A 26,703-nucleotide genomic window follows, 5' to 3' on the forward strand; every position below is an offset into this window, starting at 1 on the left:
AAGGGGGTTACTAGATGAAAAAGATTGCGATTGGGCAAGCAGGAGGACCAACCGCTGTTATAAATGCCACACTCGCAGGGTTTGTTGATCAGGTGATGGAATCGTGTGAACTTTTGTTTGTAGAAGGCGGGTATGAAGGTCTTGTGAAAGAAAGATTTCTCCAAGGAGACTATTCAATCAATGATTGGGTCTTAAAGCATCGTAACGTACCAGGAGCCTGCCTGGAGTCAGGTCGTTTTCCGTTTGATCAACAAGCAATTGAAACAGCCGTTTACAATCTGAGAAAACATAGCGTTGATACGCTGGTATTCATTGGCGGAAATGGAACTATGGAAGCCTTGAGTAAAGTAAGTAAGGAAGCTGATCGACAAGGGTTCAAGCTTCAAGTGTTAGGTTTGCCAAAAACGGTAGACAACGATTTAGGAGCCACCGATCATGCCCCGGGCTTTTCAAGTGCCGCTAAATATATTGCTGAAACGACAAAAAACATGAGTCGTGACTTATATTCAATGAAGAATTTTGAACAAGTGCGTGTGTTGGAAACGATGGGAAGAAACGCAGGATGGTTAGCGGCTGCTTCAGGTGTTTTCAAGGAATACCCCGAGGAAGGTCCTCACTTTATCGCAGTACCTGAAGTATCTTTGAATAAAGAGGAGCTTTTGGCATCAGTTCGCCAAGCTCTCCATCTCTATGGTTATGCGATTGTTGTCGTCAGCGAGGGTGTGAAGTGGAAGGAAGAATCACAGGTGGAAATCAACCAAGTAGGTGGAAGAAAAATTCTTGGAGGTATTTCAAAGGTCATCGGTGAATTTCTAAATAGAGAACTTAATGTCAACACGAGAGCAGAACTGCTTGGAATGAATCAGCGTTCATCATCGTCGAGTGTCTCCCCAGTAGACGCACTTGAAGCTTATCAAATTGGAAAAACAGGCGGTCGATGGGTCCAGGAAGACCAGAACAATGTAATGGTTGCTGTTAAGCGTAAACCCTCAAATTGTTATACAATAAGTATGACGCCTGTAAATCTAAAAGATGTCATCAAAGAGGGAGAACGGTGCATGCCTCAAACATTTATCAAGAATAAGGATGCCTACTACACATGGTTAATGCCGTTACTAGGGGGTGACAAACCTTCTTATCCTCCGCTTTCAAAAAGGAGAGTCGTATACTGTGAAAACTCAAATTAACACTAACAAGGATCTTGCTCTATATCTGCAGCTGAAAGAAGTTTTTATTGATCGAATTCAAAAAGGGCATTGGGAACCGGATAAACTCATTCCAACCGAACAAGAATTAATGAAAGAATTCGATGTCAGCCGAACAACCATCCGTCAGGCAATATCCATCCTAGTTCAAGATGGATTGGTCGAAAAGAAACAGGGACGCGGGACCATTGTAAAACCTCGTAAACTAAGCGGGAATCTGTCTCAATTAAAGGGTTTTGCAGAAGAAGTCCTTGAACGAGGCCAGACTCCTCGAAGTAAACTGATTCGCGCTGAATTTAAAGATAACCTTTTTCATGAAAAATCAATGCTGGATATCAAAGATGATCAGCCTATTCTATTAATTGAAAGAATACGTCTAGCTGATGAGACACCTGTTGCCTTAGAGCGAACGTGCTGGCCAAAAGACATCGGAGATATTTTAATGAAATATGATTTAAATGAAGCCAGGTATTATGAGATTCTTGAAAATTATGATGTTTATTTGAACAGAGCAACGGAGAAAATTGCTGCTATTAATTCAACCATTGATGAAGCTGATGCCCTTGGAATCAGGGCTGGCGAAGCTTTACTAGAAATGACAAGGTTAAGCTTTGGCATTAATGATCGTCCGATAGAGTACACGAAGACCAAGTACCGAAATGATCAATATCATTATAGCCTGGAATTAAAACGTTAAAGGGAGAGTTAGTTCATGCCATTTATAGACGGTAAAACGATGTTGGAGCACGCTTATAATAACCAATACGGAGTAGGGGCTTTCAGTGCACATAATGCAGAAACGATTTTGGCGATTTTGGAAGCGGCTGAAGAAGAACAATCCCCTGTCATGATTCAAATTGGTCAGAAAGTAATTCAAACACTAGGGTTAAAACCAATGAAAGAGATGGTCGATAGCTTTGCTGAAAGTTTCACTGTCCCGATATCGATCCATTTGGATCACAGCCGGCAGTTTGAGCAGACGATGAATGCCATTCAGCTTGGATTTCAATCGGTCATGTTTGATGGGTCCGCTCTTTCGTTCGAAGAAAACACATTAATTACAAGGCGGGTCGTTGCCGCAGCTCGTGCCCTTGGTATTGGGACTGAAGGAGAAATTGGTAAAATAGGCGGTACAGAAGATGATATTACTGTGGACGAAAAGGATGCATTAATAACAACCACTCAGGAAGCTGTTGATTTTGTGAACGAAACAGATGTAGATTACTTAGCCGTTTCTATCGGCACAGCTCACGGCATTTACAAAGAAACCCCTAATCTCCGCTTTGAGCGTTTAGAAGAAATATCGAAAGCTGTTCAGCGTCCTGTCGTTCTTCACGGGGGGTCAGATGTCCCTGATGAACAAGTACAACGGGCAATTAAATTAGGGATTTCCAAGATTAATGTAGATACAGAACTCCGCCAGGCCTTTACACGAGGAGTACATGCCCACTATGCTAGCCATCCAGATGATATTGTCCTTGCTGATTCGTTAGGTGCTGGCCGAAAAGAAATGAAAGAAAAAGTGAAAGAAAAGATTCATGTATTTGGCAGTCAAGAGAAAGCTCTTGATTTGTTAAAAGGTAAAAAGGTCGTAACGTTATAATAAATTGAGGAGGTTGTCATGATGAATGTAGTCTCTACTGATCAGTATTATGGGTTGTTTATTGATGGAGAGTGGATAGAAAAAGACCAAAAAGACCAGGTACTGAATAAGTACAATCAGGAAGTCATAGCCGAAACCGCACGCGCCAATGCAGTCGATGTTGAAAATGCGGTAACTAGTGCGAATGTTGCTTTTCAAACTCCTTTTTCCATGTATGATCGTTACACGGTCTTATTAAAGGTAGCTCAGCTCTTAAGAGAACATGAGGAAGAGTTTGCTGAAGTTATTGCTGAAGAAGTTGGAAAGCCAATTACAGAAGCTAGAGGAGAGGTCGGACGATCGGCGCTTACGCTTGAAAACTCTGCTGAAGAAGCGAAGAGAATTCATGGGGAAGGCATTCCTGTCGAGGCAGCCCCTGGATCGGAAAATAGAAAAGCCTTCACCCGACGTTATCCTATCGGGGTTGTTGCAGCCATCACGCCTTTTAATGTGCCTCTGAATTTAGTTTGCCACAAGATAGGTCCTGCAATTGCTGCAGGAAACAGTGTCATTTTAAAACCTGCTGAACAAACCCCTGTCACGGCATTATTATTGACTCGATTATTTGAAGAAGCAGGTTTACCTGAAGGACGATTAAATGTTTTGACTGGTCCAGGCGAAGAATTGGGCCCAATGCTTACTTCGAATAAATCCATTCATATGTTCACCTTTACGGGAAGCCCAAAGGTAGGTCAACTTCTCAGAGAACAAGCTGGTCTGCGTGATGTGGCTCTAGAGTTAGGAAATAATTCCGCTACGATTGTCCACCACGATTCAGATATCGATAAAGCAGCACAACTGGTGGCTCAAAAGAGTTTTAATAACGCAGGACAAGTCTGCATTTCTGTTCAAAGGGTTTACGTGCATACGGATCGATATGATGAATTCTTACAAAAAGTAAAAGAAAATACAGCAGCAATAAAGCTAGGTGATCCCAAAGACCCTAACACTCAAATGGGACCGATGATCGCAGAAAAAGAAGCGATACGAGTTGAACAGTGGGTAGACGAAGCTGTTCAGCAAGGGGCGGTTGTGGAAACAGGTGGAAAAAGGAAAGGCGTCTTTTTCGAACCAACTATTCTAACCCATGTAGAAGATGATATGAAGGTTTGCCGCCAGGAAGTATTTGGGCCAGTTGTTGCGGTTGATAAATATGAAGATGAAGATCACGTTATTCGTAGAGTCAACGATTCAGAATACGGATTACAAGCTGGTTTATTCACGAACGATCTAGCTTTTGCTATGAAGGCTGCTGACGAAATACACGTCGGGGGGTTAATCATCAACGATACTTCAGGCTATCGTGTAGATCACATGCCATATGGCGGAGTGAAGAAAAGTGGCACAGGTAAAGAAGGTCCGAGGTACGCGATTGAAGAAATGACCGAAGAAAAAATCGTCGTGTTTAATCTATAACACGTGAAAAGGGAGCTTTATTGCAGCTCCCTTTTTCAAATTTTCATAGGGAGAAGAAAGATGACCTTTATCACTATATTACTACCCATATTTTTTGTTTTTGGAGTTGGATATGCCGTTCAGAAATTCTTCAGATTTGACACAGGGGTTTTTTCAAAACTTGCTTTGTATGTTTTAGTTCCTTTCCTTGTCTTTCGTACATTTTATCAGGAATCTATAAATTTATCTTATATGTATATAGCCATTTACATGGTAGGACTATGTTTAATTATTATTTTAATTGTCACGGTGCTTTCTAGGTTTAGGTCCTATAGTGAACAAGAACGGTGTGCCCTCGTCCTTTCCTGCGCATTTACCAATAACGGGAATTATGGCACACCCTTAATATTGTTTCTTTTCGGTACAGCAAGTATGGATACGGCGATTGTGCTAATGGTTTTACAACAGTTGCTAATGAGTACTCTTGGCGTCTATTATGCTGCCAAAGGAAGTGAGAACGCTGATGGAATTCGAAGTGCGCTTCAATCCGTGCGTAAAATGCCTATGGTTTATGGAGCTATTATTGGATTAGTGTTTAATAGCTTCGACCTTCCAATTGGACGCTTACAAGACGGCGTCACTATCATAGCCGATGCAGCGATTCCTCTCATCATGCTTACTTTAGGAATGCAGCTTGCAAATATTCAACTGGGTTCCTTGGATTTCAAAAAAGTATCTACAGCGCTTATACTAAAATTGGTTTTAGCTCCCATGATAGCTGCTCTAATTGTCTGGTGGATGCCGGTGGATCCCCTAATGAAGCAAATCATGATTATCATGGCGGCTACACCTACGGCAGCTAACACAACGATGTACGCGATTCAATTTAAAACCGATCCACAGACAGTGACGAGTTCTACCCTTGTCACCACCCTGACTAGTATTGCAACTATGCCTGTTGTCATATATTTAGTTTCATAGTACTAATACTAGACGGGTATACATCAGGCTCACTCTCTCCATAATAAATAGTAATGTTAGAGGAGAGAAGGTTTTATAATGAAGCGTATTATGTTTACACTTTTACCAATCGTTTATATGATCCTCATTTGGATACAGTCGAGTCATTCGATTGATGAAATCAAGAGGTTCATAGGTGTTCAACCATGAGTTTAAATATGCTGCTTGAAAGCCTTCATGTGGTGGAATTTGCGTTTCTTTATTTATTAATTGTGATTGCTCTAGTTGTAAATCGGAGGTTTTCTAAAACTACTAATTTATTTGCCGCAATTATTGCTATGGTATATGGGTTAGTAGATGAAATCCATCAACTCTATGTAGTCGACAGATCTTTTACTTTCATAGACTTAGTAAAGGATTGGTTTGGAGTATCGCTTACTTGGTTTTTTGTCCACTACTATCATTTTAAAGAGAAAAAGGAATCGGCTCCGGTCGATGCGTAGACTGTCTTCATTGAAGACAGTCTATTTTTGTTGGAAATATATACCTCCTCAGGTCATCCAGATTCTGGATGACCTGAGGAGGTAATTTATTTAAGGGATTCCATCTTTAAATTCAAAGAATGTTTCTTCGTGGGGAGCTGTATAATGATGTATCAAAACTGAATAGCAGGGAGAGGAATGGATGAAATACGTAAAGATTTCAGGGTACATCCTTGGTGTTCTTGTTATTTTTCTTGTTGGAATCATGATTGGTAAAACTGGAGCAGAGACGACGCTGAATAATATGAAACTGGATATAAAAGAAATGGAAGAAGAAGCGATAACGGCTAACGAACAAATTGATCAACTTGATGAGGAATTAAAGACTTTACAAACCGATAAAAGAGAGACTCTTGCGTTAATTGATCAGAAAGAAGGATTAGTTAATGAAGTTGCGGCTTTGCAAAAGGAATTAGATGATAAACAGTCCACATTAGATGAAGAGTTAAAAGCGGGTAAAGAGGAAATTGAAGGTAAGCTGAAAAAGGAAAATGATAAGCTTGCCAGTTTAGAAAACGAAGTAAAGAAACTACAATCCAAGGTAGACGAGAAAAAGAAAGAAATCGATCGTTTGACAGGAGAGCTGGAAAAAGCGAAGGAGGAGCCTAAAACGTTGATTGCTGGTCAATATATTGTCGGTGAAGACCTGCCTGCAGGTCGTTATCAGGTAACGAACATAGGCGATGGTACAAACTTTTTTGTTTACGACAGCAGTGGCTACCCAACAGTAAATACAATACTTGGGGAAGATTTTTATGGGGACTACGTGTTTTTCACAGATGATGGTGATCAGATTGAGACACATGGCAAAGTAAAATTAATACCTGTAGAGTAACAAAACCCCGGACTGAGTAAATCTAAGTCCGGGTTTTTACATGAATTGGAAAAAGTGGAGAGTTAATTTGGAGAATTGGTTATGAAAGGAGTATAAGTAATCATACATATAAACGCGTCGTATTGTTAAGAGAAGGGGGTATTAGATGCACTCCATCCAATTAGAGAGGAGAGTTGTGTATTGAAATTTTGTACGGGTTGTGGCTATCGGTTGGATGATGACCAAGCTTTCTGCACCGAGTGTGGAATGAAACAAGGTAATCACGATGGGGAAAGTAATGCTTCTCCGGAGCAAGTGACATCCACTCTCTCAAAAAAGCCGATGTCTAGAAGGGCTAAGGTCGTATGGATATCCACTGGCTCGCTTATAGGATTAATGATTATAGCTCACTTCATAATCACGTCCATAATCAATCCTGTGAAAAGTATCCAAATGATGGACCGGGCAATGACTGAAGGTGATGCTAACTCTTTTTTTGAAGATGTGACTTTGGACGAATCAGCCCTTATTCATAAGGAAGAGTTTATGCGCTTTATTGATGAGGCTGGCTGGGAAGAGGTTCGCGAGCAGATGACTCAAGTCATTGAGGATAAAGACGCCTCAGATTTTGATAGAAAAATTTATGACTCCTACGGAAATGATTTGTTCGTCATGAAAAAGGTGGCGGTAATGCCGGGGCTCTACCATACATACGAAATAGAATCCGTTCCTAATCAATTACTCCTATCCACGAATGTCAGCCCCTCCTCTTTTACTATTGAAAAAGAAAACTTGGAAGTGAGGAAGACGAAAGATCATCATAAATTCCTTAAGCTTTATCCAGGAACATATGAGCTTAAGGGGGAAGCGTCTAATGAGTTCGGGGAGTTTACAATTTCTCAAGAGGTTGTAGTGGACACCACTGGAGCAGGAGATTTTTCTATTACTGCGGCTTTTCCTGAAGAAACATTCACCATTTTCACAAATCATCCTGAAGCCACTCTTTTCGTGAATGGAAAGAGTACAAAGAAAAAACTATCTGAATTCAAGACAATAGGTCCTTTTCCGGACGATAAAGAAGTGAAGCTGCACGCAGAATGGAAAAACAAAGACGGAGACATGTTGAAAACGGAGCCTGTTACCCAAAACAGCGCTTTTTGGGGTGAATTGAATTTTGTCTTTGAAGACGCTTATGAGGAAAACAATGACCCTCCAGAGGAAGAAGAGGTTGCTTTAAACGAAGATTTTGATGAAGAAGCTGAAATGCTTGTTTTGGATTTCCGTGCCGCTTATGAAAGTGCGTTAAATGCTACTGATTTTAGCGTTATTTCTCCTTACTTATTATCTGGAAGTAAAGCGGAGGAAGAATTGAAGGAGTACATCGAAGGACTTGTAAATAATGAATTTACTTATGAGTTTGTCGATAACGAGATTCTCTCAGTCGAATCTACAAGTGGAAATGGAGTAGTTGTCAAAACGAAGGAAACCTTCGTCTTTACCAATGATGAGGGCGCTCAAACTCATTATGACCGTAAGAAAGACTATTATTTGCAAGAAGTCTCCGATGAACTAAAAATCAATAGAATTGATATAAATGAAACGAAGCGTAGTGACTTATAAGGCTGACCACCATCAATTAGAAAGGAAAGTGATTCTATGTATTGTTCAGATTGTGGTGCTGAGGTAGAAAAAGAATCCAACTTTTGTGGGGGATGCGGAGCGTCCTTGACACAAGAAGAAACCCGTGAGATCCCAGTTGCGAATGTTCAAGAAGCGCAACAAGCTCAGCAAAGATTACCAATGAGGACAGAGCATAAGAAAAGGAATAGTGATTTTGTGGGTAAAGCGAAAGTTATTAGTAAACAGTTTTTCCAATTTACCGCACAAACCTTCAAAGCACCATTCAGCGTGAGTCGGCAGGTAAATGAACGTGATGTGACCAGTGGAATCATTGCAAATGTTTTGCTGGCTTTCTTTATCTCTTTTATTTTTTATTTAATGATGAGAGATATGAGCAGTGGGTTTGTGGACGTTCCCTTCTTTTCTACCGTTTTTCAACCATTCTTCTATATCCTGATTTTTCTAACTGTATTTATAGCCGTTAATTTCGGAATCGCAAAAATGATGAAGTCGGATGTTACATTCCCGGGTGTGATTGCTAAATTCGGCTCCTTAAATGCAATATCCGTAACATTCTTCTTTTTATCCAGTTTGTTCGGACTAATATCTTTAAACACTTTTAGTACGTTCTTGTTTTTTATTGGATTGAGTTTGTTCGGTATATCGACAGTTGTTCTATTATTCTCCCTTAATGCAGAAAAATCGAGTAAAGAAGGACTTGATGTATTTTACGGGTTGTTCATTTCAAACCTAACTATGGCAGTTATTTACTTTTTAGTATGGATGAGTATTTTTGAGAGAATTGTAGATGAAGTAAGAAATGTACCATTTGGTATGTTCTAATACTTTTTGAATAAAGGTGGAGGGCTACTCATTCAAGGGTGTGTTTCTTTTTTCATAAAAGGAGGCCTCTTATGAAACCTTGTGTGGCATGTGGAGAGGAATTTGAAGAGAAAAAGAAGTTCTGCAATCGATGCGGTGCCCAGCAGGAGTGTCTCGATTGCGGGTACTCTTTAAAAGTAGAGGCTCATTTTTGTCCCGAATGTGGTGTGGCAATTTTGACTCGGGAGGACCAAGTCATACGTGAAGCAGGGTTTAGAAAAGTGCCCACTTTTGTGTGGGTAATTGGGGCAATTGCCATTGCGGCCATTATTCTTCAGCTCTTTTACTCAAATACAAACGTCTTTCAATCACTTATGACCCCTGAACAAACCGTGAAAAATTTCTTCAATGAATTTGCTGATGGAGAACTGGAAGATGCGAGTGATTATCTTCATTCAGATGTAAAAAGAGATTTCATGTATGGAGCAGAAGGTTTTGTCCCACCTAACGCCTCCGTAAGAATTGTTGATATACAAAAGGAGCAAAGCGGAGACTTCGCAACCCTTGATGTCATGGTGAATATTTATCCTGAACCTTATTATGAAGATAACCCTGTCAATGTCATTGCTGAACTGGAGAGAGTTAGCGGAAAGTGGCTAATCTACGACATGCATTAATGAGAGTTAAGTTTGGAAATAATTAACACCTCAGGTCATCCAGAATATGGATGACCTGAGGTGTTTGATATTTTACATATAATCCAAATTAGCTTTCATGAGACCGGCGCATAGCATCTGCCACAAACTCTACTTGCGTGCCTACAATGACCTGTAGATTATTACCGCCAGGCTTCATAATGCCTTTAGCCCCGTGTTGTTTCAGTGCAGTTTCATTCACTCGGCTCATATCTTTAATTTGTAAACGCAGGCGCGTTGCACAACTGTCAACAGAGCTGATATTATCTTTTCCGCCTAAATCTGTGATAAATTGGTCGGCCATATGTTGATATTTATCTCCGCCTTGCTGAGTACTGTCCTCGACGATTGTATCCTCATCTTCACGACCCGGTGTTTTCAAATTCAGTTTAACGATCAAGAAGTAGAAGATGATAAAATAGATCGCCCCAAAGGCCAGTCCTTGTACAAGGAGAAGGGCTGGTTTTTCAGCAATTCCATAATTCAATGCATAATCAAGAAAACCTGCTGAGAATCCGAAACCGTGACGTATATCGAGCCAGAATGCGACAATCATAGAAAGTCCTGTCAGTACTGCGTGTACAAAATACAACAGTGGTGACAAGAACATGAATGAGAATTCGAGGGGCTCTGTGATCCCTGTTAAAAATGAAGTTAGAGCGATACCGATCATACCACCTGAGATCGCTTTTCGTTTTTCTTTTTTAGCTGCAGCGATCATTGCAAAGGCAGCTGCTGGTAGTCCGAACATCATGATTGGGAAGAAACCAGCCATGAAGTATCCGGCCGTTGGGTCTCCAGCGAAGAATCGTCCAATTTCCCCTGTAGCTCCTTCATATTCTCCAAACACAAACCAAATCAGTGTATTAAGGACGTGGTGTAATCCAACCGGAATTAAGATACGGTTTAAGAAACCATACACACCGACTCCTGCGGCACCCGCTCCTAGGATCCATTCCCCTAGCGCGTTGATTCCTTCTTGTATTGGCGGCCATATAAAACCAAATAGTCCGGCAAGGACAACCATGACGGCACCTGTAACAATTGGGACGAAGCGACGTCCACCGAAGAAACCTAACCATTCTGGTAATTTAATATCGTAGAAACGGTTATACAATAACCCTGCAATAACCCCTGCTAGGATTCCTCCTAAAACTGACATGTTGATGTCTTCATTTATTGCCATAGCCCCTTCTGTGAGAACCAGATACCCAATAGCCCCTGCTAAACCTGCTGCGCCATTTCCATCCTTAGCTAAACCGATCGCGACACCGATAGCAAATATAAGTGCAAGATTAGCAAAAATCGCGTCTCCGGCAGCAGCCATAAATGGGATCCCAAGCAAGTCATCTTGTCCAAGACGAAGCAAAAGAGCAGCCGCTGGCAAGGCAGCAACAGGCAGCATGAATGCTTTACCAATTCGTTGAATAAAGTTAAACATTTTTGTACCCCTTTCTTTAATGGTGATTTTTTAATCTGTTAACGCTTCCAAACAAAATGTATCATATAAAATTATAGTTGTCTATACCATTAAATCACTATTAGATCATCTTTTACCCAGCTTTTATAGGTATAATGTTATACAAAAGTTTAAGTGGTATAGACAACTTTGGTTCATCCTGCTATGCTATAAACAAATAGACGGAAAACAGGTGATTGTGATGCGAAAGATACTGACTGGTGGAACAGTAGTTACCGAAACAGGAATGATTGAAAACGGTTATGTCCTGATCGAAGACGGGCAGATTGTCGACTATGGTCAGAAAGGAAACTTGCAAAAAGATGAAGGGGAAGCTATCGAATTAGATGAAACAGATATCGTCATGCCAGGGTTCATCGATATTCACATTCATGGAGCGGCTGGGCATGACACGATGGATGCGACAGAGGATGCGCTACGAGTAATGGCTGAAACTCTTCCAAAAGAGGGAACAACGAGTTTTCTTGCGACGACGATAACTGATACAGATGAACATATAACAGGGGCTTTACGAAATGCAGCAAAGTTTAGCAAGACGGATTATGATGGAGCGGAAATGCTTGGAGTTCATTTAGAAGGCCCGTTTATTAGCCTGCAACACGCTGGAGCTCAGCCTGAATCCTGCATCATTCCATCTTCTATAGAAATCTTTGAAAAGTGGCAAAAAGCAGCTGAAGGGCTGATCCGTGTTGTCACTCTCGCTCCTGAAGAAGAAAATGGGATGGCACTAGTCCGTTACTTGAGAGATAACGGTGTTATTCCTTCCATTGGGCATAGTCATGCGACTTTTGATGAAGTAAGCGAAGCCGTGAACCACGGTCTCAAACATGCGACTCACCTGTTCAATGCTATGAGACCGATGCACCACAGGGAACCAGGAGTTGTTGGGGCGGTTTTTCTAAACCCATCCTTACTTGCGGAAATCATATTTGACCGTGTTCATGTAACAGATGAAATGGTTCGGCTTGCTTTTCGCACGTTAGGTAGTGACCGAATGATGCTGATTACGGATTCCATGCGTGGGAAGTGCCTTCGAGAAGGAACCTATGACCTGGGTGGACAAGAGGTAACGATTAACGAAGGAGAAGCTCGTCTTGCCAACGGGACACTTGCAGGAAGTGTGCTGAAAATGAGCGATGCCGTCCGCCACTTAAGTTCTTTTGAAGAGAGCTCCAAACTAGATGTAATGAAAATGGCTTCCTGGAATGCTGCCAAATCGTTAGGCGTCGATGATCGTAAGGGAAGTATCGAAAAAGGCAAAGACGCGGACTTAGTGGTTTTAGACTCCGAACTTAGTGTAAAACAGACCTTCTGTAGAGGGAATAAAGTCAATCATGATAAAATGGGGTGAATAGAATGAAAATCATTAAAGTATCGGACTATGAAGAAATGAGCCGTAAGAGTGCGGAAATGTTCTATCACATGATCGATCAACATCCAAACCTACGCTTAGGATTAGCAACAGGAAGCACGCCGATCGGTTTTTATACACATTTGACCGAGTTTATACAAACAGAAGAAACGGATGTTTCTAAGCTTTTATCGTTTAATTTGGATGAGTATATTGGGCTTGATCCACAGTCTCCACAAAGCTTCTATACTTTTATGAAGGAGCATTTTTACCAGCCCCTTGGTTTAAATGAGGCCCAAACGTTTATTCCCAACGGAAGTGTGGATGATCCTGGTGAGGAGAGTAAGCGTTACGAACAGTACATTCGCGAGGCTGGAGGAATAGATGTGCAGCTCCTCGGTGTAGGTACAAACGGTCATATCGGATTTAATGAGCCCGGGACTCCTTTCGCTCAGAGGACACACGAAGTAAGATTGAAGGAATCTACAAGAGAAGCAAATGCGCGCTTTTTTGACTCTAAAGAAGATGTTCCAACGCATGCGATTACGATGGGGATAGGGACCATTCTAGATGCAAAAAAAGTTGTGCTGCTTGCAAGTGGTGAAAGAAAAGCAGAGGCGATTTACCAGTTTGTAAACGGTGAAGTGAGTGAGGAGTGGCCAATTACTGCACTTAAAAATCATCCGGATGTAACTCTTTTTGTAGATGAAGATGCAGCTTCTAAGTTGTGAACTGAATACTAAACGGAGTGAGTAGATATGATAGATAAGCAATCCCCAATCCCGATTTATTATCAAATTCAAGAACATTTACGATCGATGATTGAGAACAAAGAATTGAACCCCGGAGAGGCCATCCCTTCAGAAAGGGAGTTAGCTGAAAAGTATGATATCAGCCGAATGACGGTGCGCCAGGCGATTACAAACCTGGCGAATGAAGGACTGCTTGTCCGTGAAAAAGGAAAAGGAAGCTTTGTTGCCGAGCAAAAAATAGAACAGCCGCTTATGCAGCTGACAAGCTTTTCAGAAGATATGCGGAGAAGGGGCATCGAACCCGGAACACTTGTGAAAGAGTTTCAAATTGTAAAAGCTTCTGCAAAAGTTAGTGACGAACTGCAGCTTCCTGAAGGAGAAGAGATCTATCAATTGAATCGTCTTCGACTAGGGGACGGGGAACCGATGGCTTATGAAATTCTAAGTTTACCAAAGGAAAAGCTTCCACTTATTTCCGAGGAAATTGTCAAAGGGTCGTTCTATAACTATATAGAAAAAGAGATGGGGCTATCGATTGAGCGGGCCGTCCAGTCCTTTGAACCTTCTTTGGCTACGGAGCTCGAGAGTGAAATGCTGAATATTGAAGTCGGTTCTCCGGTATTGTTATTGCGCCGGACTACTTACTTGAGCGATGGTTCACCTTTTGAACACGTCAAATCCACGTATAGAGGTGATCGATATAAATTCGTCGCTGAGATGAAGCGTTAGAAAGGAAGAGCGATTTGATACACCAGTATTTTGATGAAGTGCAAGCCTTATTGGAAAGAGCAGCCGACTCTCAATATCGTATGTTGGAAGATGCCGCTAAACGTATCGTTAAAACTATCGAGCAAGGCGGGGTCGTACACTTATTCGGCACAGGTCACTCTCATATGCTCGCTGAAGAAGGCTTCTATCGCGCTGGTGGACTAGCAGCGATACGTCCGATATTTATCGAGAGTTTGATGCTTCATGAAGGAGCATTACGCAGCTCGAATTTAGAGCGTCGCGAAGGTCTTGCTGAAACTTTTATGGAAGGTGAAGATATACGTCCAGAAGATGTGCTTATTGTCATTTCTACTTCTGGGAAAAACCCTGTACCTGTGGATGTTGCTTTATGGGGAAAAGAAAAGGGAGCATTTGTTATTTCTCTTTCCTCACACCGCTATACGGAACAGCAGTCTTCCCGCCATAAAAGTGGGAGGTATCTTAGTGACGTTGCTGATTTAGCAATAGATAATGGAAGCCCGATCGGTGATGCTGTGTTAAAACACGAAGCTATAAGTGTCCGATTTTCTTCAACTTCGACGGTTGTTGGTGCAACTCTTATGAATGCGATGTTTGCTGAGGCCATTGGCTTATTGGCTAATAAAGGGGAGGAACCGCCTGTGTTCTTAAGTGGCAACGTTGCAGGGTCTTTAGAGCACAACCAGAAGTTAATGGAACGATACAAACACCGTATCGATTTTGGTAAACTAGATTGATTTAAAGAAGAGTCTTGCTTAGTGTAAGACTCTTTTGTTTAGTTTGAGATAACTTTCATATATTTGTCTCCTCAGGTCATCCAAATTCTGGATGACCTGAGGAGACAAAAGGAGACAAATATAGGCATTAAATGTTAAAAGCACAGGAGGCGATGGCCTCCTGTGCTTTATTGTTATTTGCCATTTTCAATTAATGAAAAACCAATATATTTCATAGCTGCTTCTAAATTAAAAACAGTTTTTGTATTCAACCTATGGAGTTGCGTATTATTCACTTCATTTTTTGCAAGACCAGGGGTGATGCCTGTGATAATGGTTTCAATACCCATCAATTCCAATGACTGTACGAGATCAATTAATACTTGAGGAAAGTCGTTATCAATAATCGATAATCCAGATACATCAACAATAAAATAATCAATTTCATACTGTGCACCATAATCTAATACGTCTTCTAGGATCTTTTTAGCCCTGTAATCATCAATAAACCCTTGAACGGTAAGAACGGATACTCCTTCAGTAATTGGGATAATAGGAACATTTAAAAGGCCCATATTATATTTGGTTTCATCAAGTTCAATCAGATGAGAAAGGACATCGGACATGGACTTCAAAAACATAATATCATCATCGCTAAATTCTTTCTCTTCTCTATCCATTACACATAATGTACCGAACACTTCGCCATTGGTATCTCTCAAAGTAACCCCTAAGAATCCTTTGACATTCAGTTGTGGCGTCACGTCTAAGTCTCTAGTTAAAACGTCACTGGTTAAATCAGTCGTTGTCATGTGGCTGTCTTCGTTCGAAATGATAATACGGCAGTAAGTCCCACCATACTCAACTGAATAACCTTCAGGAATAATTTCTTCTTTATCGTTATAAGAGCTTAGCACCGTCATTTCATATTCTCCCCGCTTTGTCACATAAGCGGTATTTACGTTCAACCGGTTGCTGATCGTCTTGAACAATTTTTTGGAAGCTGTTCTCAAAGAATGGAATTGAGAGGTATCCAAATTGTAGCCTTTTGACATAGAAGCCCTCCTAATGGAAGCTATACCTAATTCTTTTATTCTATCACAATAATAACTGAAAATTCGAATAGGGTCACATGTAGTAGACGAGAGTAAAAAGTTGGAAGGTATTGGATATTTAAAGAACGTCCAAAAACAACTGTGTCTTGAACCCGAGTGTAACAATAGTGACATCTCTTTTTAAAGTCTCTATTGTTATATAGATCATTGTTAAAAATACGCCATTGAGCGGAGGTATATCCCTTATCATAATGGTACCTTAATAATGGATGTGGTTACAAATCTGTTAGATAAACTGAAGAATCAACTGCTTACAATGTATTAAGTCTATTGATGCATTTTCTAATTTAGCGTTTACCATCCCCTGACCCTTGGTAATTGGAATAATATAGTAATAATTAAATCTCAAAAAGAAAGGTGGATGGAAACATGAGCGTAGTAAAAGATTTGATGACAACGAATCTTGCAACTTGTAACTCTTCGGATGATTTGGTAACAGTGGCGCAGCGTATGAAAGAAGAAGACGTTGGATTTGTTCCTTTAGTAGAGAAGGACAAATATGTAGGGGTAGTCACAGACCGTGATATTGTCGTGAAGGGACTTGCAAAAGGGACGGCTGATAATGTGAAAGCTTCTGATGTTATGACAGAAAACATCATTACCGGTTATCCTGACATGGACGTATCAGAAGCGGCGCGTTTAATGCAGGAGCATCAAATTAAGCGCTTATTAGTTGTAGAAAATGAATCCATCCAAGGGGTAGTTTCTCTAGGTGATGTCGCTTCCCAGGGAGTCGCTGAAGCCGCAGCTGATATTGTACGTGAAGTCTCTAAGGGTGCCGCCAATAACTAAATAAATTCTGGAAATAGGCGCGGTAGAAGAATTTCTTCTACTGCGTTTTTTATGTAGGAGAGGGGATGGAAGTGAATTTCCATAACCTGTCACATCAGGTCATCCAGAATATGGATGACCTGATGTGACAGATTATTCCATTAAAAAGACGCCTGAGCAATGTCAGGCGTCTATATTAGGGGGGAGGTCGTTCAACAAATAGATTAATAGGTTACGGCATCATATGAGTTGATCAAGCCATGCTCGAAGTAGTAGCCTGTTCCACTGATCGGATCTGCTGTTTGTTCAATGGCAGCGCGGATGTTCGAGTTCGAGCGTCCTTGCGAAGCTAATAGACCTGCAAGCCCGGCTACGTGTGGAGAAGCCATGGATGTGCCTGACATATACATGTATCCGTTATTAGGTGTTGTAGAAGCGATTGATACACCTGGTGCAGTTACATCTACCCATGTTCCGTAGTTGGAGAAAGATGCTTTTCTATTGTATTGATCCACAGCTCCTACAGCGATGACATTGGCATACGAAGCAGGTTCGAATGTTGTAGAAACACCGTCATTACCAGCTGCTGCAATAATGACAGAACCTTTGCTCCATGCATAGTTAACAGCATTTTCAAGCGTTTGGGTATCACAGTTACAACCAAGGGACAAGTTGATGACTTCAGCGCCTGCATCAGCAGAATAACGGATCGCATCCGCGATATCGTTTAATGATCCACTTCCATTCGCATCTAATGCGCGAACAGCAAGAATTTTCGTGTTTGGAGCCATACCCGCAACTCCTCGTGCATTATTTGTTTCTGCAGCAGCTGTTCCAGCAACGTGTGTACCGTGGTTGTTCAAGTCCATCGGGTCGTAATCGTTATCGACAAAATCATAGCCTTTGATCGTCTTCCCGTTTAAATCAGGGTGATTGTAGTCAACGCCGCTATCGATTACAGCGATCTCCTGGCTGCTGGAACCGCGGGTCACATTCCAGGCAGCTTCTGTATCTGTATTTTGCGGTCCGTATTGGTATCCGCTATAATAAGTATCGTTTGGAGTCCAGCTCGCTTCGAATATGTAATTGGGTTCAGCATACTCGACGTTTGGATTTTTATTAAGCGCTTTGACAGCCGCTTCCACATTTCCGACTTTCAATACTTTCACATTCTCATCTTCAGCTACTTCTTGATCAATCGTTTTAGCACCAAAGCTTTCAAGTTGGTTCGATTTTAATGCCTTTCCTTCTTTAAACTTGACGACAACTTCACCTTTTACATACTCACCTTTTTCTTCCTGCACGTTTACAGAGTTTTTCTTTTCCAGGGTGTCTGACTTGGCAGCAAACACATCACCTGCTGATGGCAAAAAAGCGAGTGAGGCTGCTAGACCTAATGTAGCGAGTTTTCTTAACTTCATTACACATTCCTCCTATCAAATATATACTCTATAAATTCGCACATTTAGGGTGAATTCCTGCGAAAACGGACTTGGGATAGTTAAGCAAAGTTCCTATGACTAAGACCCTTTAAAAAAGACAACTTTCCCAAGTTCTAGAAAAATAGGCTAATAAACTTGGGTGTGGAGAGTGAATTTGTGACAAAAAACCCCATTCCAAAACGATTTACGTTTCGAAATGGGGATGAAGTTACAATACTTTGCTTAAGAATTCCTGTGTCCGTGGATTACTAGGATTGCCAAAGATTTTTTCTGGTTTGTCTTCTTCCATTATGATGCCTTCGTCCATGAAGATAACACGGTCTCCCATTTCACGGGCAAAGCCCATTTCGTGGGTTACCACCACCATGGTCATTCCTTCTTTTGCAAGATTCTTCATGACATTTAATACATCACCAACAAGCTCAGGGTCAAGGGCAGATGTCGGTTCATCAAAAAGCATAATCTTTGGTTCCATCGCTAAGGAACGGGCAATGGCGACCCTTTGTTTTTGCCCGCCAGATAAGCTTTCCGGATAGACATCTGCTTTATCTGATAGCCCTACCTTTTCGAGCAGCGGGTAAGCGTCTTTTTCTGCCTGATCTTTGCTGACACCTTTAATCTTTCTAGGACCGAGGGTGATATTATCAAGTACGGTCATGTGCGGGAAAAGGTTGAAGTGCTGAAATACCATCCCCACACGAGAACGAACTTCATTAATATTAATTTTAGGATTTGTGAGATTATCTCCTTCGATAAAGACGTCGCCTGAGGTTACTTCTTCTAGTAAATTTAAACAACGGAGTAAAGTACTTTTTCCAGATCCTGAAGGGCCGATGACACAGACCACTTCTTTTTCCTCAACTTCAAGGTTAATGCCTTTTAATACTTCATTCTTTCCAAACGATTTATGCAAGTCTTTTACGGTGATCATCATACGTCTAGTCTCCTCTCTACTCTACGTAAATAAAGCGCTGTTGGTACAGTGATGGCAAGATACATGAGACAAACCATTGTCAAAGCTTCAAAAGCTGCAAAAGTTATCCCATAATATTGCTGACCCATGTACAGCAATTCACCGACAGCAATAACGGAGAATAGTGAGGTATCCTTCAAACTAATCACAAATTGGTTACCAAGCGGCGGGATCATTCTCCTGAAAGCTTGAGGCCAGATGATGTATCTCATCGTTTGACCTCTTGTTAACCCAAGAGAACGCCCAGCTTCGTTCTGCCCTTTATCAATAGAGTAGACGGCACCACGTACGATTTCTGCGATATAGGCACCGGCGTTGACGGCAATCGCGATGATGGATGCTGTGATTTTATCAATATTAAAGCCTAGTAAGTCCGGAAGTCCAAAGTAGATAAATAGAATTTGAGCAAGAATTGGTGTTCCACGTAATACTTCCACATATATTGAAGAAAGTACATAAATAAGTTTGTTCTTTGATAGTCGTGCTAGTCCAACGATTGCTCCTAAAATGAAGCCAAAAAGTAATCCTACCGCAGTTATGAGAAGGGTATAACCTAACCCTTGCCATAAAAAGGGTAGGACCCGCACAAAGTGCGAATCTAATATTGCTTCCATGTGAAAAGACGCCCCTTATCTCTTAATGTATTTAGTTCAGTGGTGTTAAGTAAATAGAATGGAAAAGCGTAACAAGTGTCCAACCTGCCACGCTTTCCCGGAATTTTTTATTCAGATGATTCCGTACCGTATTTACGCTCTCCAAACCATTCTTCATAAATATCATCATACGTTCCATTATCAATTAAGGTTTGAAGGGCTTCGTTTACGTCACCCACAAGTTCAGATCCTTTAGGAAAAGCGATTCCGTATTGCTCCCCTTGAAGAACATCTCCAACGGTTTTCAGTTCTCCTTTAGCATCATTATTCACATAGTATTTAACGTTAGGTACGTCATACATGACGGCATCCACACGACCAGCTTGAAGGTCCATGTAGGCTTCAACAATCCCTGGGAACGTCACGACTTCCGCATCAGGGTGGTTATCTTTCAAGTACGTTTCACTTGTTGTACCTGAACGAGTGGCTACTTTTTTACCAGCTAAATCATCTTCGGATTTTATTTCTTCATTATCTGCTCGAACGGCAAGAATAAGACCTGCATCGTAATATGGATCAGAGAAATCGATGGTCTTTTCACGTTCTTCTGTAATTGTCATGCCGGCAATACCAATATCATATCTAGAAGATTGCATCCCAGTGACAACTCCATCAAACTTCATAGATTCAATATCAACTTGAAAACCTGCTTCTTCTGCGATAGCACGGATCAAGTCCATATCAAACCCTTCCATTTTTCCAGTATCTTCGTTTAGAAATTCGAAAGGAACAAAGTTGTTATCGGTAGCGACTGTATATGTCTTTCCGCCGTCGCTGCCAGAATCAGACCCTTCATCCCCGGAACCAGAAGTCTCTTCTGAGCTTCCGCATGCGGCTAGAACAAGTACCAATAGGATACTTGCCACCATTAAGTAAAACTTTCTCATCTTATCTTCTCCCCCTTTAGTCTTTTGCAGTTCTATTATCTCAAATTGTGTTATTAATTTGAAAATTCATAATTATTCTTAATTTGGGAAAAAACGATAGGATTCCGGCGTTTGTTAAGAGAAAACCTCGATTTCTTATGATTTACTTCCGTTATTGCATGAATGCTTCATTTTTTTAGTGGAGGTTCGACAAATTTTTGGTAAATAAGGAAGGAGTTCTATGAGAATAATAGAGTCATTTTATTAGCAGGGAGGAATTTAGCTGTACGTCACTGGAGTCTATATTAGCGAGAGGAGCTATCAGAGGTAAAAAAGTTGGGAGTACAAAATAGAAAGAAATGAATACATAAAGAAGTTACCAGTTCATTTAATAAGAAAAGATTTTTTGGTATTTAAAAACTAAAACCCATTTTTCTGTCTAAGAGTTAACAAAAATATCAAAAATAATTCTTTTGTAATATTTGTAACTTATAGGGAATAAGGAGAGCTTTTACCAAGATTTAGATAGGGGAAAGGTTGTGTTTGCATGTAACAATCAAGTAAAAAAATACCATTTTTGATGACATCTTACAAAAGGAAGGTTTTACATTCAAATGTGTGGGAAGTAAGAGTAATAAAATTACAAAAAGTTTTCCCACTATAATAACCTCTAAAAGGGTGGTGTATATGACTAATCAAGTAGAAGAAAACAATCAGGAATCAGCCACTGATGAGGAATCCATCAAAGATAAAGTTGAAGGGGGTGTTAAAGAAACAGCTTCAGCTATAAGAAAGAAAGCGCCTACCTTCTCCAAAATTATTAGGAAGTCGGATAATCCTAAGGAAGCACATGAACATGCAACCGATGAAATGCAAGATTCAGCAGGGGATTATTTCCAAAACCAATTTCAAAACTATCTTCAAGAGAAGACTTCCGCAAATGCGGAAAAGGTTCATAAAAAAGCTGAAGAGGCGAAAGAAACAATGCAGGAAAAGCTTCTTAAATTAAAAGAGCAAATTGCTTCAGTTAAGGAATCTGGAGAAGAGCTGCAAGAAAAAATCAGCGGTGACTCTAATCGAAGAGTGAAGGGTGTTCAGGATATCAAAAGTGTTTCCGAGATTAAAAGTAGTTCAGATATTAAAGGACCGAAAGAAGTAAAAGGTTTAGCTGACATTAAAACTTATCATAGTTAATTATTGAAAGGAGAATGAACATGGCTATACAAAAATCAACAGATAGTTCAAGTCTTGCTGAGGTTATTGACCGTATTCTGGATAAAGGAATTGTCATTGATGCTTTCGCCCGCGTTTCCGTTGTAGGAATAGAATTGATTACCATTGAAGCTAGAGTCGTAATCGCCAGTGTGGAAACATGGATGCGTTACGCAGAAGCTGTCGGTTTACTAAGAGACGAAGTCCTTGAAGAAGGCATAGGCGGACGTTTAGAGGAGCAAGAGGCTTCTCAGTCCAACCAGTCCGGTGACCGAAACAGAGAATTCAGTATTTAATAGACTAAAAGAGGGTTGGGTATTCCAACCCTCTCATTCCTATGAGGAAGGTGATTGTGAGATTTATGAAAATATTAGATAAAATCAATAATTTTTTCAATGATAATATTGCGCCCCCACATAAAATCATCTCTGTAAAAAAGAATGAAGAAGGCTGGCGAGCTCTCGTAGAAATCGTCGAGGAAAAAGATTATATGAAGAAGTATGCTCAAGATGAAATGATTGGTCTTTATGAAGTGTTTCTTGATCAAGACCATGAAGTAACTGGATTCTCCAGATTAAGTCTGCGCTACCGCAGTGATCTGGACGAACAAGCTGAATAGAAAGAGAGGGATGGAAAGTGTCGAGACTAATTAAAACAAAATCTGTACCCGAGGGAGAGGAAGGTGTGTATACCCATCCCTTTTTTAAAAGCTTAATAAAACGGTCGCTTCGTTATTTATCAGCTGGGTATCCGGTCCACTTTACAGGACCCTCAGGAGTTGGTAAGACAACTCTTGCCCTGCACTTAGCGAAGAAAAGAAAGCGTCCAGTAGTAATGATCAGCGGAAATGAAGACTTATCCAATGAAGATTTAATCGGTGCTTATAAAGGGTACAGGCGGAAGAAATCCGACGACAATTTTATTAGAACGGTCAGGAAAATTGAAGAAGAAGTGACAGAAAGCTGGGTTGAAGGTCGTCTTTATGAAGCAGTGAAAAATGGTTACACCGTTGTCTACGATGAATTCACAAGGTCCCGGCCTGATACCAATAACCTTTTCTTATCTGTAATTGAAGAGAAACTTTTGCCTCTATATGGAGCAAAGAGTAAGGAATCGCATGTAAAAGTTCATCCAGATTTTTCGCTTATTTTTACGAGTAATCCGACCGAGTACGTGGGCATCTATGAAACGCAGGACGCCTTACTTGATCGTATGATTACGATTCCGTTCCATATGATGGACAAAGAAGCCCAGATAGCTGTTGTCCGAGAACGTACATCGATCGAAACTTCAAAAGCAGAGAAGATCGTTAATTTGATGGAAAAAGTGAACGAATTATGCGAAGACACTCAAGACGGGTTAAGTCTAAGGGCGTCCATTATGATTGCGGACATTGCAGAGAAGTATCAGCTCCCGATTGATGGAAACAATGAAGATTTTGAAAACCTGTTACTCGACACAACATTTTTTACATTGAATTTGTGTAATGAAGACACTGAGGATTTACGAGAAAGAATTCTTGGTTTGTGCAGAAATGTTTAGGAGGATTAGAAAATGGCAGAAGAAAATGGAGTGTACGTTTTTTGCTGTATCCAAACAAAAGAGGATAAAGACTTTGGTGTTGTAAATTTTGAAGGGGAAGACCGACCGATCTTTACGGTTCCTTATGAAGATGCAGCAATGGTAGCCATAGAGGCGCCTATCAAAATCTATCACCCGAAAAAAGATAATTTGATGACTCATCAGCAAGTCATCTCCAAAGTTATGGAGAGTGAGAGTGCTGTAGTTCCAATCAGTTTCGGAAACGTTTTTCAAAGTAGAGAGGATACTGAAGTCCTTTTGAAAAACCTGTACCCTCAACTCGCTAAGTTGTTTCCTGAAGTGAGGAACAAGTTTGAGGTCGGCTTAAAGGTTGTCGGGAAGAAAGATTGGCTGGAAAGAGAAGTGCAACAAAATAAAAAAGTGATGAAACAGAAAGAAACGGTTGCGAATAAAACGGAAGCTGCCGGGTATTTTGATCGGATCAAACTAGGGGAAATGGCTGAAAACTTTTTCAATTCATTGAAGCAGGATGTAGAAGATGATATACACGATTCTCTCTCTAAACTGGCCGTTTCTGCTAAGTCCAATGAAACATTGGGAGAGAAAATGTTATTGAATGGCGCTTATCTGATCGATCGCGATAAGGAAGAAGACTTTGATAAGAGAGTTAATGAATTGCATGAGCGTTGGAAGGATAAAGTTGATTTTAAATATACGGGTCCATGGCCAGCTTATAATTTCATCAACATCAAATTAAAGGTGGAGGAACCAACATGATTCATAAGTTATTCACTTCCCCGATTAACTTGATTGTAAAAGTAGGCGAACATGTCAAAGAAGAAGTGGATAAGGAATTGTATGATTTGGAACACATCCAGAAAAAACTCATCCAGTTGCAAATGATGTATGAGCTTGAGGAAATTTCTGAAGAAACCTACCAAGCTCAAGAAGAAGTTTTACTTGAGCGTTATGAAGTTGCAAAAAGGATGGAAATGGAGCAATGGGAAGAGCTGACGAAACGGTAGCAGGGGGCAACATACAAATGAATGAACTTTTATATTTATACGGAATCATACCATTACAAGACGAAGAGACAAATAGTTTTGCAGATATAAAAGGAATCGATGAAGAGCACAGTTTATCCATTATTAATTTCGAGCGTTGTGCAGCCGTCGTTTGTCTGGTCCGTGAAGAGGAATATGGAGAAGAAGTGCTTGAAGAGAAAACACAACAAATGGACTGGTTGCAAGAAAAGGCGTTTCATCATCATGAGGCGCTGATCAGTCTGAGAGAACGAACTACCATTATACCGATGAAGTTTTGTACCATCTTCCAAAATAAAAAGAGCTTAGCTGAAATGATTCAAAGCCGTGAAGAAGAGTGGGAAAAGCTTCTTTCCGAACTTGAAAATAAAGAAGAATGGAATGTGAAAATTTATTGTGATCGCAGCCTTTTGAGAGAAGAGGTTGCAGAAAACAATTTAACTATAGAGAACAAGAAAGCTGAGATAGCAGAGATGTCTAAAGGAAGACAATTTCTTGAACGAAAAAAACTTGACCAAATAATCGACCAGGAAGTCGAACAGGAGCAGCGAGACTTTTCCAAAGGTTACCACGAAAAATGGAAAAGTCTCGCTGCCCAGGATGCCGTAAAAAAAGTGTGGAACAAGGATGTGACAGGAAAAGACGAAGAGATGTGCTGGAACAGTGCTTATTTACTCCCTTTGGAGCATGTTGAATCTTTTCTGGAGAAAGTGACGTTAGCTAATGAAGAACATGCATCAGCAGGGTGGAAGTTTGAAATTACAGGTCCTTGGCCAGCCTATCATTTTGTGAATCTCTCAAAAAGTGAGGTCTGATAAATGTCTTATCGAGACCAATATGAAAATAAAGATATTGCCCTCATTGATATTTTGGATACGGTATTGGATAAAGGAGTGGCAATTAAAGGGGACATTGTCATATCCATTGCAGGGATCGATCTCGTCTATCTTGATTTGCGGATTTTGATCTCTTCAGTGGAAACACTGGTGCAGCACCACCAGAAGGCGGCAGAATCCCTATCATCGGAACGTATGGATAAAGAAAAGGAGGCGTTAGAGCATGCCACCGAGCGATCTTGAACAAAGACCTGCAAAAAGCGGTCGGATAGAGTTGGATCCTGAAGGAGCAGAGCAAGGGCTGGCGCAGCTTGTGTTAACAGTTATTGAACTGTTGAGGCAGCTTGTTGAGCGCCAAGCACTTAGACGAGTAGACGGCGGAACACTGTCGGAGGAAGAAATTGAAAATCTAGGCCTAGCTCTTATGAATCTTGAAGTGAAAATGGATGAGCTGAAGGAAATATTCGAACTGGACGATGAAGATTTAAATATCGACCTCGGTCCTCTTGGAAATTTATTGTAAGAAGGAGGGTGAAACATGGCTATCGAACAATCTACACAATCAAACAGCCTCGTTGACGTATTGGAGACAGTATTGGACAAAGGGGTCGTAATCGCCGGTGATATACGTGTCGGTATAGCAGACGTCGAACTGTTATCGATCAAAATAAGGTTAATTGTCGCTTCTGTTGATAAAGCGAAGGAGATCGGTATGGACTGGTGGGAAAACGATCCTTATCTTAGCTCAAAAGCAGCTGAACAAGATACAAAAGCATTAGAGAAAGAAAACGAAGAATTACAAAAGCGACTTGAGCGGCTTGAGAAAAATATGCATTCAAACCGATTATAAAAAATAAGGAGTGTGGGTTACATGGCGAAGAAACGCAAAACAGGATTGAGCCATTCTTCCAATCAGCCCGAAAAAAATAAGGAAAATGATGAGAAGAATCATAAATTACAGCGGGCGATTATCGGTGGCGTGATTGGAACTGCCGCTGGGATTCTATTGAACCCTAAGAAAAAGGAAGAGGAAGATCAGACCGATGAAAAAGACTCTTCTAGTTTCAAAGAGAAAGCAAGTAAAGCTGGTGAAACATTTAAGGATTTGAAAGACAAGTCTAAAGAAAAAACCAAGAATTTAAAAGACAAGTCTAAAGAAAAATCCAAGCAGTTAACAGGTAAATTTAAGAAATCCAAGGATGATGAGGAAGAAGCTTCTAAGAATGAAGGCGCTTCTAAAGTAAAAGAAGAACAGCCAGAAACAGCTCCTTCTAGGGAAGAAGACAATCAAAATGACCAGAGCGACAAGGACGAGCAAACGAAGCAAACGTCCCCTGAAAGCAAAGGAGAAAAATCTTCAGATGCCCAGGACGGCTCAAAAGAAGCAGCCGCTTCCTCTGAAGAAGACAATCAAAATGATGAGAGCGACAAGAAAGAGCAAACGAACCAAAAGTCACCTGAAAGCAAAGAAGAAAACTCTTCAGATGATCAGGGCGGGTCGAAAGAAGC

The 26,703-nt window shown here is 40.7% G+C and carries 32 protein-coding genes; 26 read left to right on the top strand and 6 right to left on the bottom strand.

Going from position 1 to position 26,703, the window contains the following annotated elements; genetic code table 11:
- Window positions 1-14: 14 nt before the first annotated feature.
- From ACRYKC_RS12670 to ACRYKC_RS12715, 10 genes are all read left to right on the top strand, one after another.
- Window positions 15-1,187, top strand: a complete 1,173-nt coding sequence (locus ACRYKC_RS12670) for a diphosphate--fructose-6-phosphate 1-phosphotransferase (protein WP_433807095.1) — start codon at window positions 15-17, stop codon at window positions 1,185-1,187.
- The gene (locus tag ACRYKC_RS12675) at window positions 1,171-1,902 is read left to right on the top strand and encodes a GntR family transcriptional regulator (protein WP_433807096.1); all 732 of its coding nucleotides are present in this window, start codon (window positions 1,171-1,173) and stop codon (window positions 1,900-1,902) included. The genes ACRYKC_RS12670 and ACRYKC_RS12675 overlap by 17 nt, the downstream gene beginning before the upstream one ends.
- Before the next feature lie 15 nt (window positions 1,903-1,917).
- Window positions 1,918-2,808, top strand: coding sequence for a class II fructose-bisphosphate aldolase (locus ACRYKC_RS12680; protein ID WP_433807097.1), 891 nt, complete (start codon window positions 1,918-1,920; stop codon window positions 2,806-2,808).
- Between the two features lie 21 nt (window positions 2,809-2,829).
- The gene (locus ACRYKC_RS12685; protein ID WP_433807098.1) at window positions 2,830-4,263 is read left to right on the top strand and encodes an aldehyde dehydrogenase family protein; all 1,434 of its coding nucleotides are present in this window, start codon (window positions 2,830-2,832) and stop codon (window positions 4,261-4,263) included.
- Between the two features lie 60 nt (window positions 4,264-4,323).
- Complete coding sequence (locus ACRYKC_RS12690) at window positions 4,324-5,223, top strand: AEC family transporter (RefSeq protein WP_433807099.1); 900 nt, start codon at window positions 4,324-4,326, stop codon at window positions 5,221-5,223.
- Window positions 5,224-5,408: 185 nt separating this feature from the next.
- Window positions 5,409-5,705: a VanZ family protein gene (locus ACRYKC_RS12695; RefSeq protein WP_433807100.1), complete on the top strand. Its 297-nt coding sequence runs from the start codon at window positions 5,409-5,411 to the stop codon at window positions 5,703-5,705.
- Between the two features lie 181 nt (window positions 5,706-5,886).
- Window positions 5,887-6,579 (top strand): hypothetical protein, encoded by a 693-nt coding sequence (locus tag ACRYKC_RS12700; RefSeq protein WP_433807101.1) that lies wholly within the window; start codon window positions 5,887-5,889, stop codon window positions 6,577-6,579.
- A 180-nt stretch (window positions 6,580-6,759) separates the two neighbouring features.
- Window positions 6,760-8,178 carry a TcaA NTF2-like domain-containing protein gene (locus tag ACRYKC_RS12705; RefSeq protein ID WP_433807102.1) on the top strand — a complete coding sequence of 473 codons (1,419 nt, stop codon included), beginning with the start codon at window positions 6,760-6,762 and terminating at the stop codon, window positions 8,176-8,178.
- Between the two features lie 36 nt (window positions 8,179-8,214).
- On the top strand, window positions 8,215-9,021 hold the full coding sequence (locus ACRYKC_RS12710; protein ID WP_433807103.1) for a DUF6574 domain-containing protein: 807 nt from the start codon (window positions 8,215-8,217) through the stop codon (window positions 9,019-9,021).
- 71 nt (window positions 9,022-9,092) lie between these two features.
- The gene (locus ACRYKC_RS12715; RefSeq protein WP_433807104.1) at window positions 9,093-9,677 is read left to right on the top strand and encodes a double zinc ribbon domain-containing protein; all 585 of its coding nucleotides are present in this window, start codon (window positions 9,093-9,095) and stop codon (window positions 9,675-9,677) included.
- Between the two features lie 88 nt (window positions 9,678-9,765).
- Here the strand turns inward: ACRYKC_RS12715 and nagE are convergent, their stop codons facing one another.
- On the bottom strand, window positions 9,766-11,136 hold the full coding sequence (gene nagE, locus ACRYKC_RS12720; RefSeq protein WP_433807105.1) for an N-acetylglucosamine-specific PTS transporter subunit IIBC: 1,371 nt from the start codon (window positions 11,134-11,136) through the stop codon (window positions 9,766-9,768).
- 217 nt (window positions 11,137-11,353) lie between these two features.
- On the opposite strand from nagE, the gene nagA reads away from it, so the two are divergent.
- From nagA to ACRYKC_RS12740, 4 genes are read left to right on the top strand one after another with little or no spacing between them, the layout of a single operon-like run.
- Window positions 11,354-12,526: an N-acetylglucosamine-6-phosphate deacetylase gene (gene nagA, locus ACRYKC_RS12725; RefSeq protein WP_433807106.1), complete on the top strand. Its 1,173-nt coding sequence runs from the start codon at window positions 11,354-11,356 to the stop codon at window positions 12,524-12,526.
- Between the two features lie 5 nt (window positions 12,527-12,531).
- Window positions 12,532-13,257, top strand: coding sequence for a glucosamine-6-phosphate deaminase (gene nagB / locus ACRYKC_RS12730; RefSeq protein WP_433807107.1), 726 nt, complete (start codon window positions 12,532-12,534; stop codon window positions 13,255-13,257).
- Between the two features lie 27 nt (window positions 13,258-13,284).
- Window positions 13,285-14,007, top strand: coding sequence for a GntR family transcriptional regulator (locus ACRYKC_RS12735; protein ID WP_433807108.1), 723 nt, complete (start codon window positions 13,285-13,287; stop codon window positions 14,005-14,007).
- Window positions 14,008-14,021: 14 nt separating this feature from the next.
- Window positions 14,022-14,762, top strand: coding sequence for an SIS domain-containing protein (locus tag ACRYKC_RS12740; protein WP_433807109.1), 741 nt, complete (start codon window positions 14,022-14,024; stop codon window positions 14,760-14,762).
- A 173-nt stretch (window positions 14,763-14,935) separates the two neighbouring features.
- Here the strand turns inward: ACRYKC_RS12740 and ACRYKC_RS12745 are convergent, their stop codons facing one another.
- Complete coding sequence (locus tag ACRYKC_RS12745) at window positions 14,936-15,796, bottom strand: STAS domain-containing protein (protein ID WP_433807110.1); 861 nt, start codon at window positions 15,794-15,796, stop codon at window positions 14,936-14,938.
- Between the two features lie 429 nt (window positions 15,797-16,225).
- Between ACRYKC_RS12745 and ACRYKC_RS12750 the strand changes: the two genes are divergently transcribed.
- Entirely contained in the window at window positions 16,226-16,648 is a 423-nt protein-coding gene (locus tag ACRYKC_RS12750; RefSeq protein ID WP_433807111.1) for a CBS domain-containing protein, read from the top strand.
- Between the two features lie 203 nt (window positions 16,649-16,851).
- Here ACRYKC_RS12750 and ACRYKC_RS12755 read toward each other — a convergent pair whose 3' ends face one another.
- The 4 genes from ACRYKC_RS12755 to ACRYKC_RS12770 form a co-directional block, all read right to left on the bottom strand.
- On the bottom strand, window positions 16,852-18,048 hold the full coding sequence (locus tag ACRYKC_RS12755; protein ID WP_433807112.1) for a S8 family peptidase: 1,197 nt from the start codon (window positions 18,046-18,048) through the stop codon (window positions 16,852-16,854).
- A gap of 229 nt (window positions 18,049-18,277) precedes the next feature.
- Window positions 18,278-19,000: an amino acid ABC transporter ATP-binding protein gene (locus ACRYKC_RS12760; protein ID WP_433807133.1), complete on the bottom strand. Its 723-nt coding sequence runs from the start codon at window positions 18,998-19,000 to the stop codon at window positions 18,278-18,280.
- Window positions 19,000-19,656, bottom strand: coding sequence for an amino acid ABC transporter permease (locus ACRYKC_RS12765; RefSeq protein ID WP_433807113.1), 657 nt, complete (start codon window positions 19,654-19,656; stop codon window positions 19,000-19,002). The genes ACRYKC_RS12760 and ACRYKC_RS12765 overlap by 1 nt, the downstream gene beginning before the upstream one ends.
- Window positions 19,657-19,763: 107 nt before the next feature.
- Window positions 19,764-20,582, bottom strand: a complete 819-nt coding sequence (locus tag ACRYKC_RS12770) for a glutamine ABC transporter substrate-binding protein (protein WP_433807114.1) — start codon at window positions 20,580-20,582, stop codon at window positions 19,764-19,766.
- 666 nt (window positions 20,583-21,248) lie between these two features.
- On the opposite strand from ACRYKC_RS12770, the gene gvpQ reads away from it, so the two are divergent.
- The 11 genes from gvpQ to ACRYKC_RS12825 all read left to right on the top strand — a co-directional run.
- Window positions 21,249-21,755: a gas vesicle protein GvpQ gene (gvpQ, locus tag ACRYKC_RS12775; RefSeq protein ID WP_433807115.1), complete on the top strand. Its 507-nt coding sequence runs from the start codon at window positions 21,249-21,251 to the stop codon at window positions 21,753-21,755.
- A 20-nt stretch (window positions 21,756-21,775) separates the two neighbouring features.
- Window positions 21,776-22,069: a gas vesicle structural protein GvpA gene (gene gvpA, locus ACRYKC_RS12780; RefSeq protein WP_433807116.1), complete on the top strand. Its 294-nt coding sequence runs from the start codon at window positions 21,776-21,778 to the stop codon at window positions 22,067-22,069.
- 65 nt (window positions 22,070-22,134) lie between these two features.
- A complete protein-coding gene (gene gvpO / locus ACRYKC_RS12785; protein ID WP_433807117.1) occupies window positions 22,135-22,392 on the top strand; it encodes a gas vesicle protein GvpO in 258 nt (85 codons plus the stop codon).
- 17 nt (window positions 22,393-22,409) lie between these two features.
- A complete protein-coding gene (gvpN, locus tag ACRYKC_RS12790; RefSeq protein ID WP_433807118.1) occupies window positions 22,410-23,315 on the top strand; it encodes a gas vesicle protein GvpN in 906 nt (301 codons plus the stop codon).
- A 12-nt stretch (window positions 23,316-23,327) separates the two neighbouring features.
- On the top strand, window positions 23,328-24,092 hold the full coding sequence (locus ACRYKC_RS12795; protein WP_433807119.1) for a GvpL/GvpF family gas vesicle protein: 765 nt from the start codon (window positions 23,328-23,330) through the stop codon (window positions 24,090-24,092).
- A complete protein-coding gene (locus ACRYKC_RS12800) occupies window positions 24,089-24,340 on the top strand; it encodes a gas vesicle protein GvpG (protein WP_433807120.1) in 252 nt (83 codons plus the stop codon). The genes ACRYKC_RS12795 and ACRYKC_RS12800 overlap by 4 nt, the downstream gene beginning before the upstream one ends.
- A 17-nt stretch (window positions 24,341-24,357) precedes the next feature.
- Complete coding sequence (locus ACRYKC_RS12805; RefSeq protein ID WP_433807121.1) at window positions 24,358-25,173, top strand: GvpL/GvpF family gas vesicle protein; 816 nt, start codon at window positions 24,358-24,360, stop codon at window positions 25,171-25,173.
- A 3-nt stretch (window positions 25,174-25,176) separates the two neighbouring features.
- Complete coding sequence (locus ACRYKC_RS12810; RefSeq protein WP_433807122.1) at window positions 25,177-25,437, top strand: gas vesicle protein; 261 nt, start codon at window positions 25,177-25,179, stop codon at window positions 25,435-25,437.
- Window positions 25,418-25,717 (top strand): gas vesicle protein K, encoded by a 300-nt coding sequence (locus ACRYKC_RS12815; RefSeq protein WP_433807123.1) that lies wholly within the window; start codon window positions 25,418-25,420, stop codon window positions 25,715-25,717. Before ACRYKC_RS12810 ends, ACRYKC_RS12815 begins: the two co-directional genes overlap by 20 nt.
- A 15-nt stretch (window positions 25,718-25,732) precedes the next feature.
- Complete coding sequence (locus ACRYKC_RS12820) at window positions 25,733-26,044, top strand: gas vesicle protein (protein WP_433807124.1); 312 nt, start codon at window positions 25,733-25,735, stop codon at window positions 26,042-26,044.
- Window positions 26,045-26,065: 21 nt separating this feature from the next.
- Window positions 26,066-26,703: YtxH domain-containing protein (locus tag ACRYKC_RS12825; protein WP_433807125.1), on the top strand; the 638-nt coding region annotated here is incomplete at its 3' end.

The organism is Halobacillus sp. A1-3, from assembly GCF_050971765.1.
Classification (GTDB): Bacteria; Bacillota; Bacilli; order Bacillales; family Halobacillaceae; genus Halobacillus; species Halobacillus mangrovi_B.

Bases quoted from the DNA above. Each gene is read 5' to 3' on its own strand.
- ACRYKC_RS12670 (WP_433807095.1), top strand. From the start codon at position 15: ATGAAAAAGATTGCGATTGGGCAAGCAGGAGGACCAACCGCTGTTATA.
- ACRYKC_RS12680 (WP_433807097.1), top strand. From the start codon at position 1,918: ATGCCATTTATAGACGGTAAAACGATGTTGGAGCACGCTTATAATAAC.
- ACRYKC_RS12685 (WP_433807098.1), top strand. From the start codon at position 2,830: ATGAATGTAGTCTCTACTGATCAGTATTATGGGTTGTTTATTGATGGA.
- ACRYKC_RS12690 (WP_433807099.1), top strand. From the start codon at position 4,324: ATGACCTTTATCACTATATTACTACCCATATTTTTTGTTTTTGGAGTT.
- ACRYKC_RS12695 (WP_433807100.1), top strand. From the start codon at position 5,409: ATGAGTTTAAATATGCTGCTTGAAAGCCTTCATGTGGTGGAATTTGCG.
- ACRYKC_RS12700 (WP_433807101.1), top strand. From the start codon at position 5,887: ATGAAATACGTAAAGATTTCAGGGTACATCCTTGGTGTTCTTGTTATT.
- ACRYKC_RS12710 (WP_433807103.1), top strand. From the start codon at position 8,215: ATGTATTGTTCAGATTGTGGTGCTGAGGTAGAAAAAGAATCCAACTTT.
- ACRYKC_RS12715 (WP_433807104.1), top strand. From the start codon at position 9,093: ATGAAACCTTGTGTGGCATGTGGAGAGGAATTTGAAGAGAAAAAGAAG.
- nagE (WP_433807105.1), bottom strand. From the start codon at position 11,136: ATGTTTAACTTTATTCAACGAATTGGTAAAGCATTCATGCTGCCTGTT.
- nagB (WP_433807107.1), top strand. From the start codon at position 12,532: ATGAAAATCATTAAAGTATCGGACTATGAAGAAATGAGCCGTAAGAGT.
- ACRYKC_RS12735 (WP_433807108.1), top strand. From the start codon at position 13,285: ATGATAGATAAGCAATCCCCAATCCCGATTTATTATCAAATTCAAGAA.
- ACRYKC_RS12745 (WP_433807110.1), bottom strand. From the start codon at position 15,796: ATGTCAAAAGGCTACAATTTGGATACCTCTCAATTCCATTCTTTGAGA.
- ACRYKC_RS12750 (WP_433807111.1), top strand. From the start codon at position 16,226: ATGAGCGTAGTAAAAGATTTGATGACAACGAATCTTGCAACTTGTAAC.
- ACRYKC_RS12755 (WP_433807112.1), bottom strand. From the start codon at position 18,048: ATGAAGTTAAGAAAACTCGCTACATTAGGTCTAGCAGCCTCACTCGCT.
- ACRYKC_RS12760 (WP_433807133.1), bottom strand. From the start codon at position 19,000: ATGATCACCGTAAAAGACTTGCATAAATCGTTTGGAAAGAATGAAGTA.
- ACRYKC_RS12765 (WP_433807113.1), bottom strand. From the start codon at position 19,656: ATGGAAGCAATATTAGATTCGCACTTTGTGCGGGTCCTACCCTTTTTA.
- ACRYKC_RS12770 (WP_433807114.1), bottom strand. From the start codon at position 20,582: ATGAGAAAGTTTTACTTAATGGTGGCAAGTATCCTATTGGTACTTGTT.
- gvpQ (WP_433807115.1), top strand. From the start codon at position 21,249: ATGACTAATCAAGTAGAAGAAAACAATCAGGAATCAGCCACTGATGAG.
- gvpA (WP_433807116.1), top strand. From the start codon at position 21,776: ATGGCTATACAAAAATCAACAGATAGTTCAAGTCTTGCTGAGGTTATT.
- gvpO (WP_433807117.1), top strand. From the start codon at position 22,135: ATGAAAATATTAGATAAAATCAATAATTTTTTCAATGATAATATTGCG.
- ACRYKC_RS12795 (WP_433807119.1), top strand. From the start codon at position 23,328: ATGGCAGAAGAAAATGGAGTGTACGTTTTTTGCTGTATCCAAACAAAA.
- ACRYKC_RS12800 (WP_433807120.1), top strand. From the start codon at position 24,089: ATGATTCATAAGTTATTCACTTCCCCGATTAACTTGATTGTAAAAGTA.
- ACRYKC_RS12805 (WP_433807121.1), top strand. From the start codon at position 24,358: ATGAATGAACTTTTATATTTATACGGAATCATACCATTACAAGACGAA.
- ACRYKC_RS12810 (WP_433807122.1), top strand. From the start codon at position 25,177: ATGTCTTATCGAGACCAATATGAAAATAAAGATATTGCCCTCATTGAT.
- ACRYKC_RS12815 (WP_433807123.1), top strand. From the start codon at position 25,418: ATGCCACCGAGCGATCTTGAACAAAGACCTGCAAAAAGCGGTCGGATA.
- ACRYKC_RS12820 (WP_433807124.1), top strand. From the start codon at position 25,733: ATGGCTATCGAACAATCTACACAATCAAACAGCCTCGTTGACGTATTG.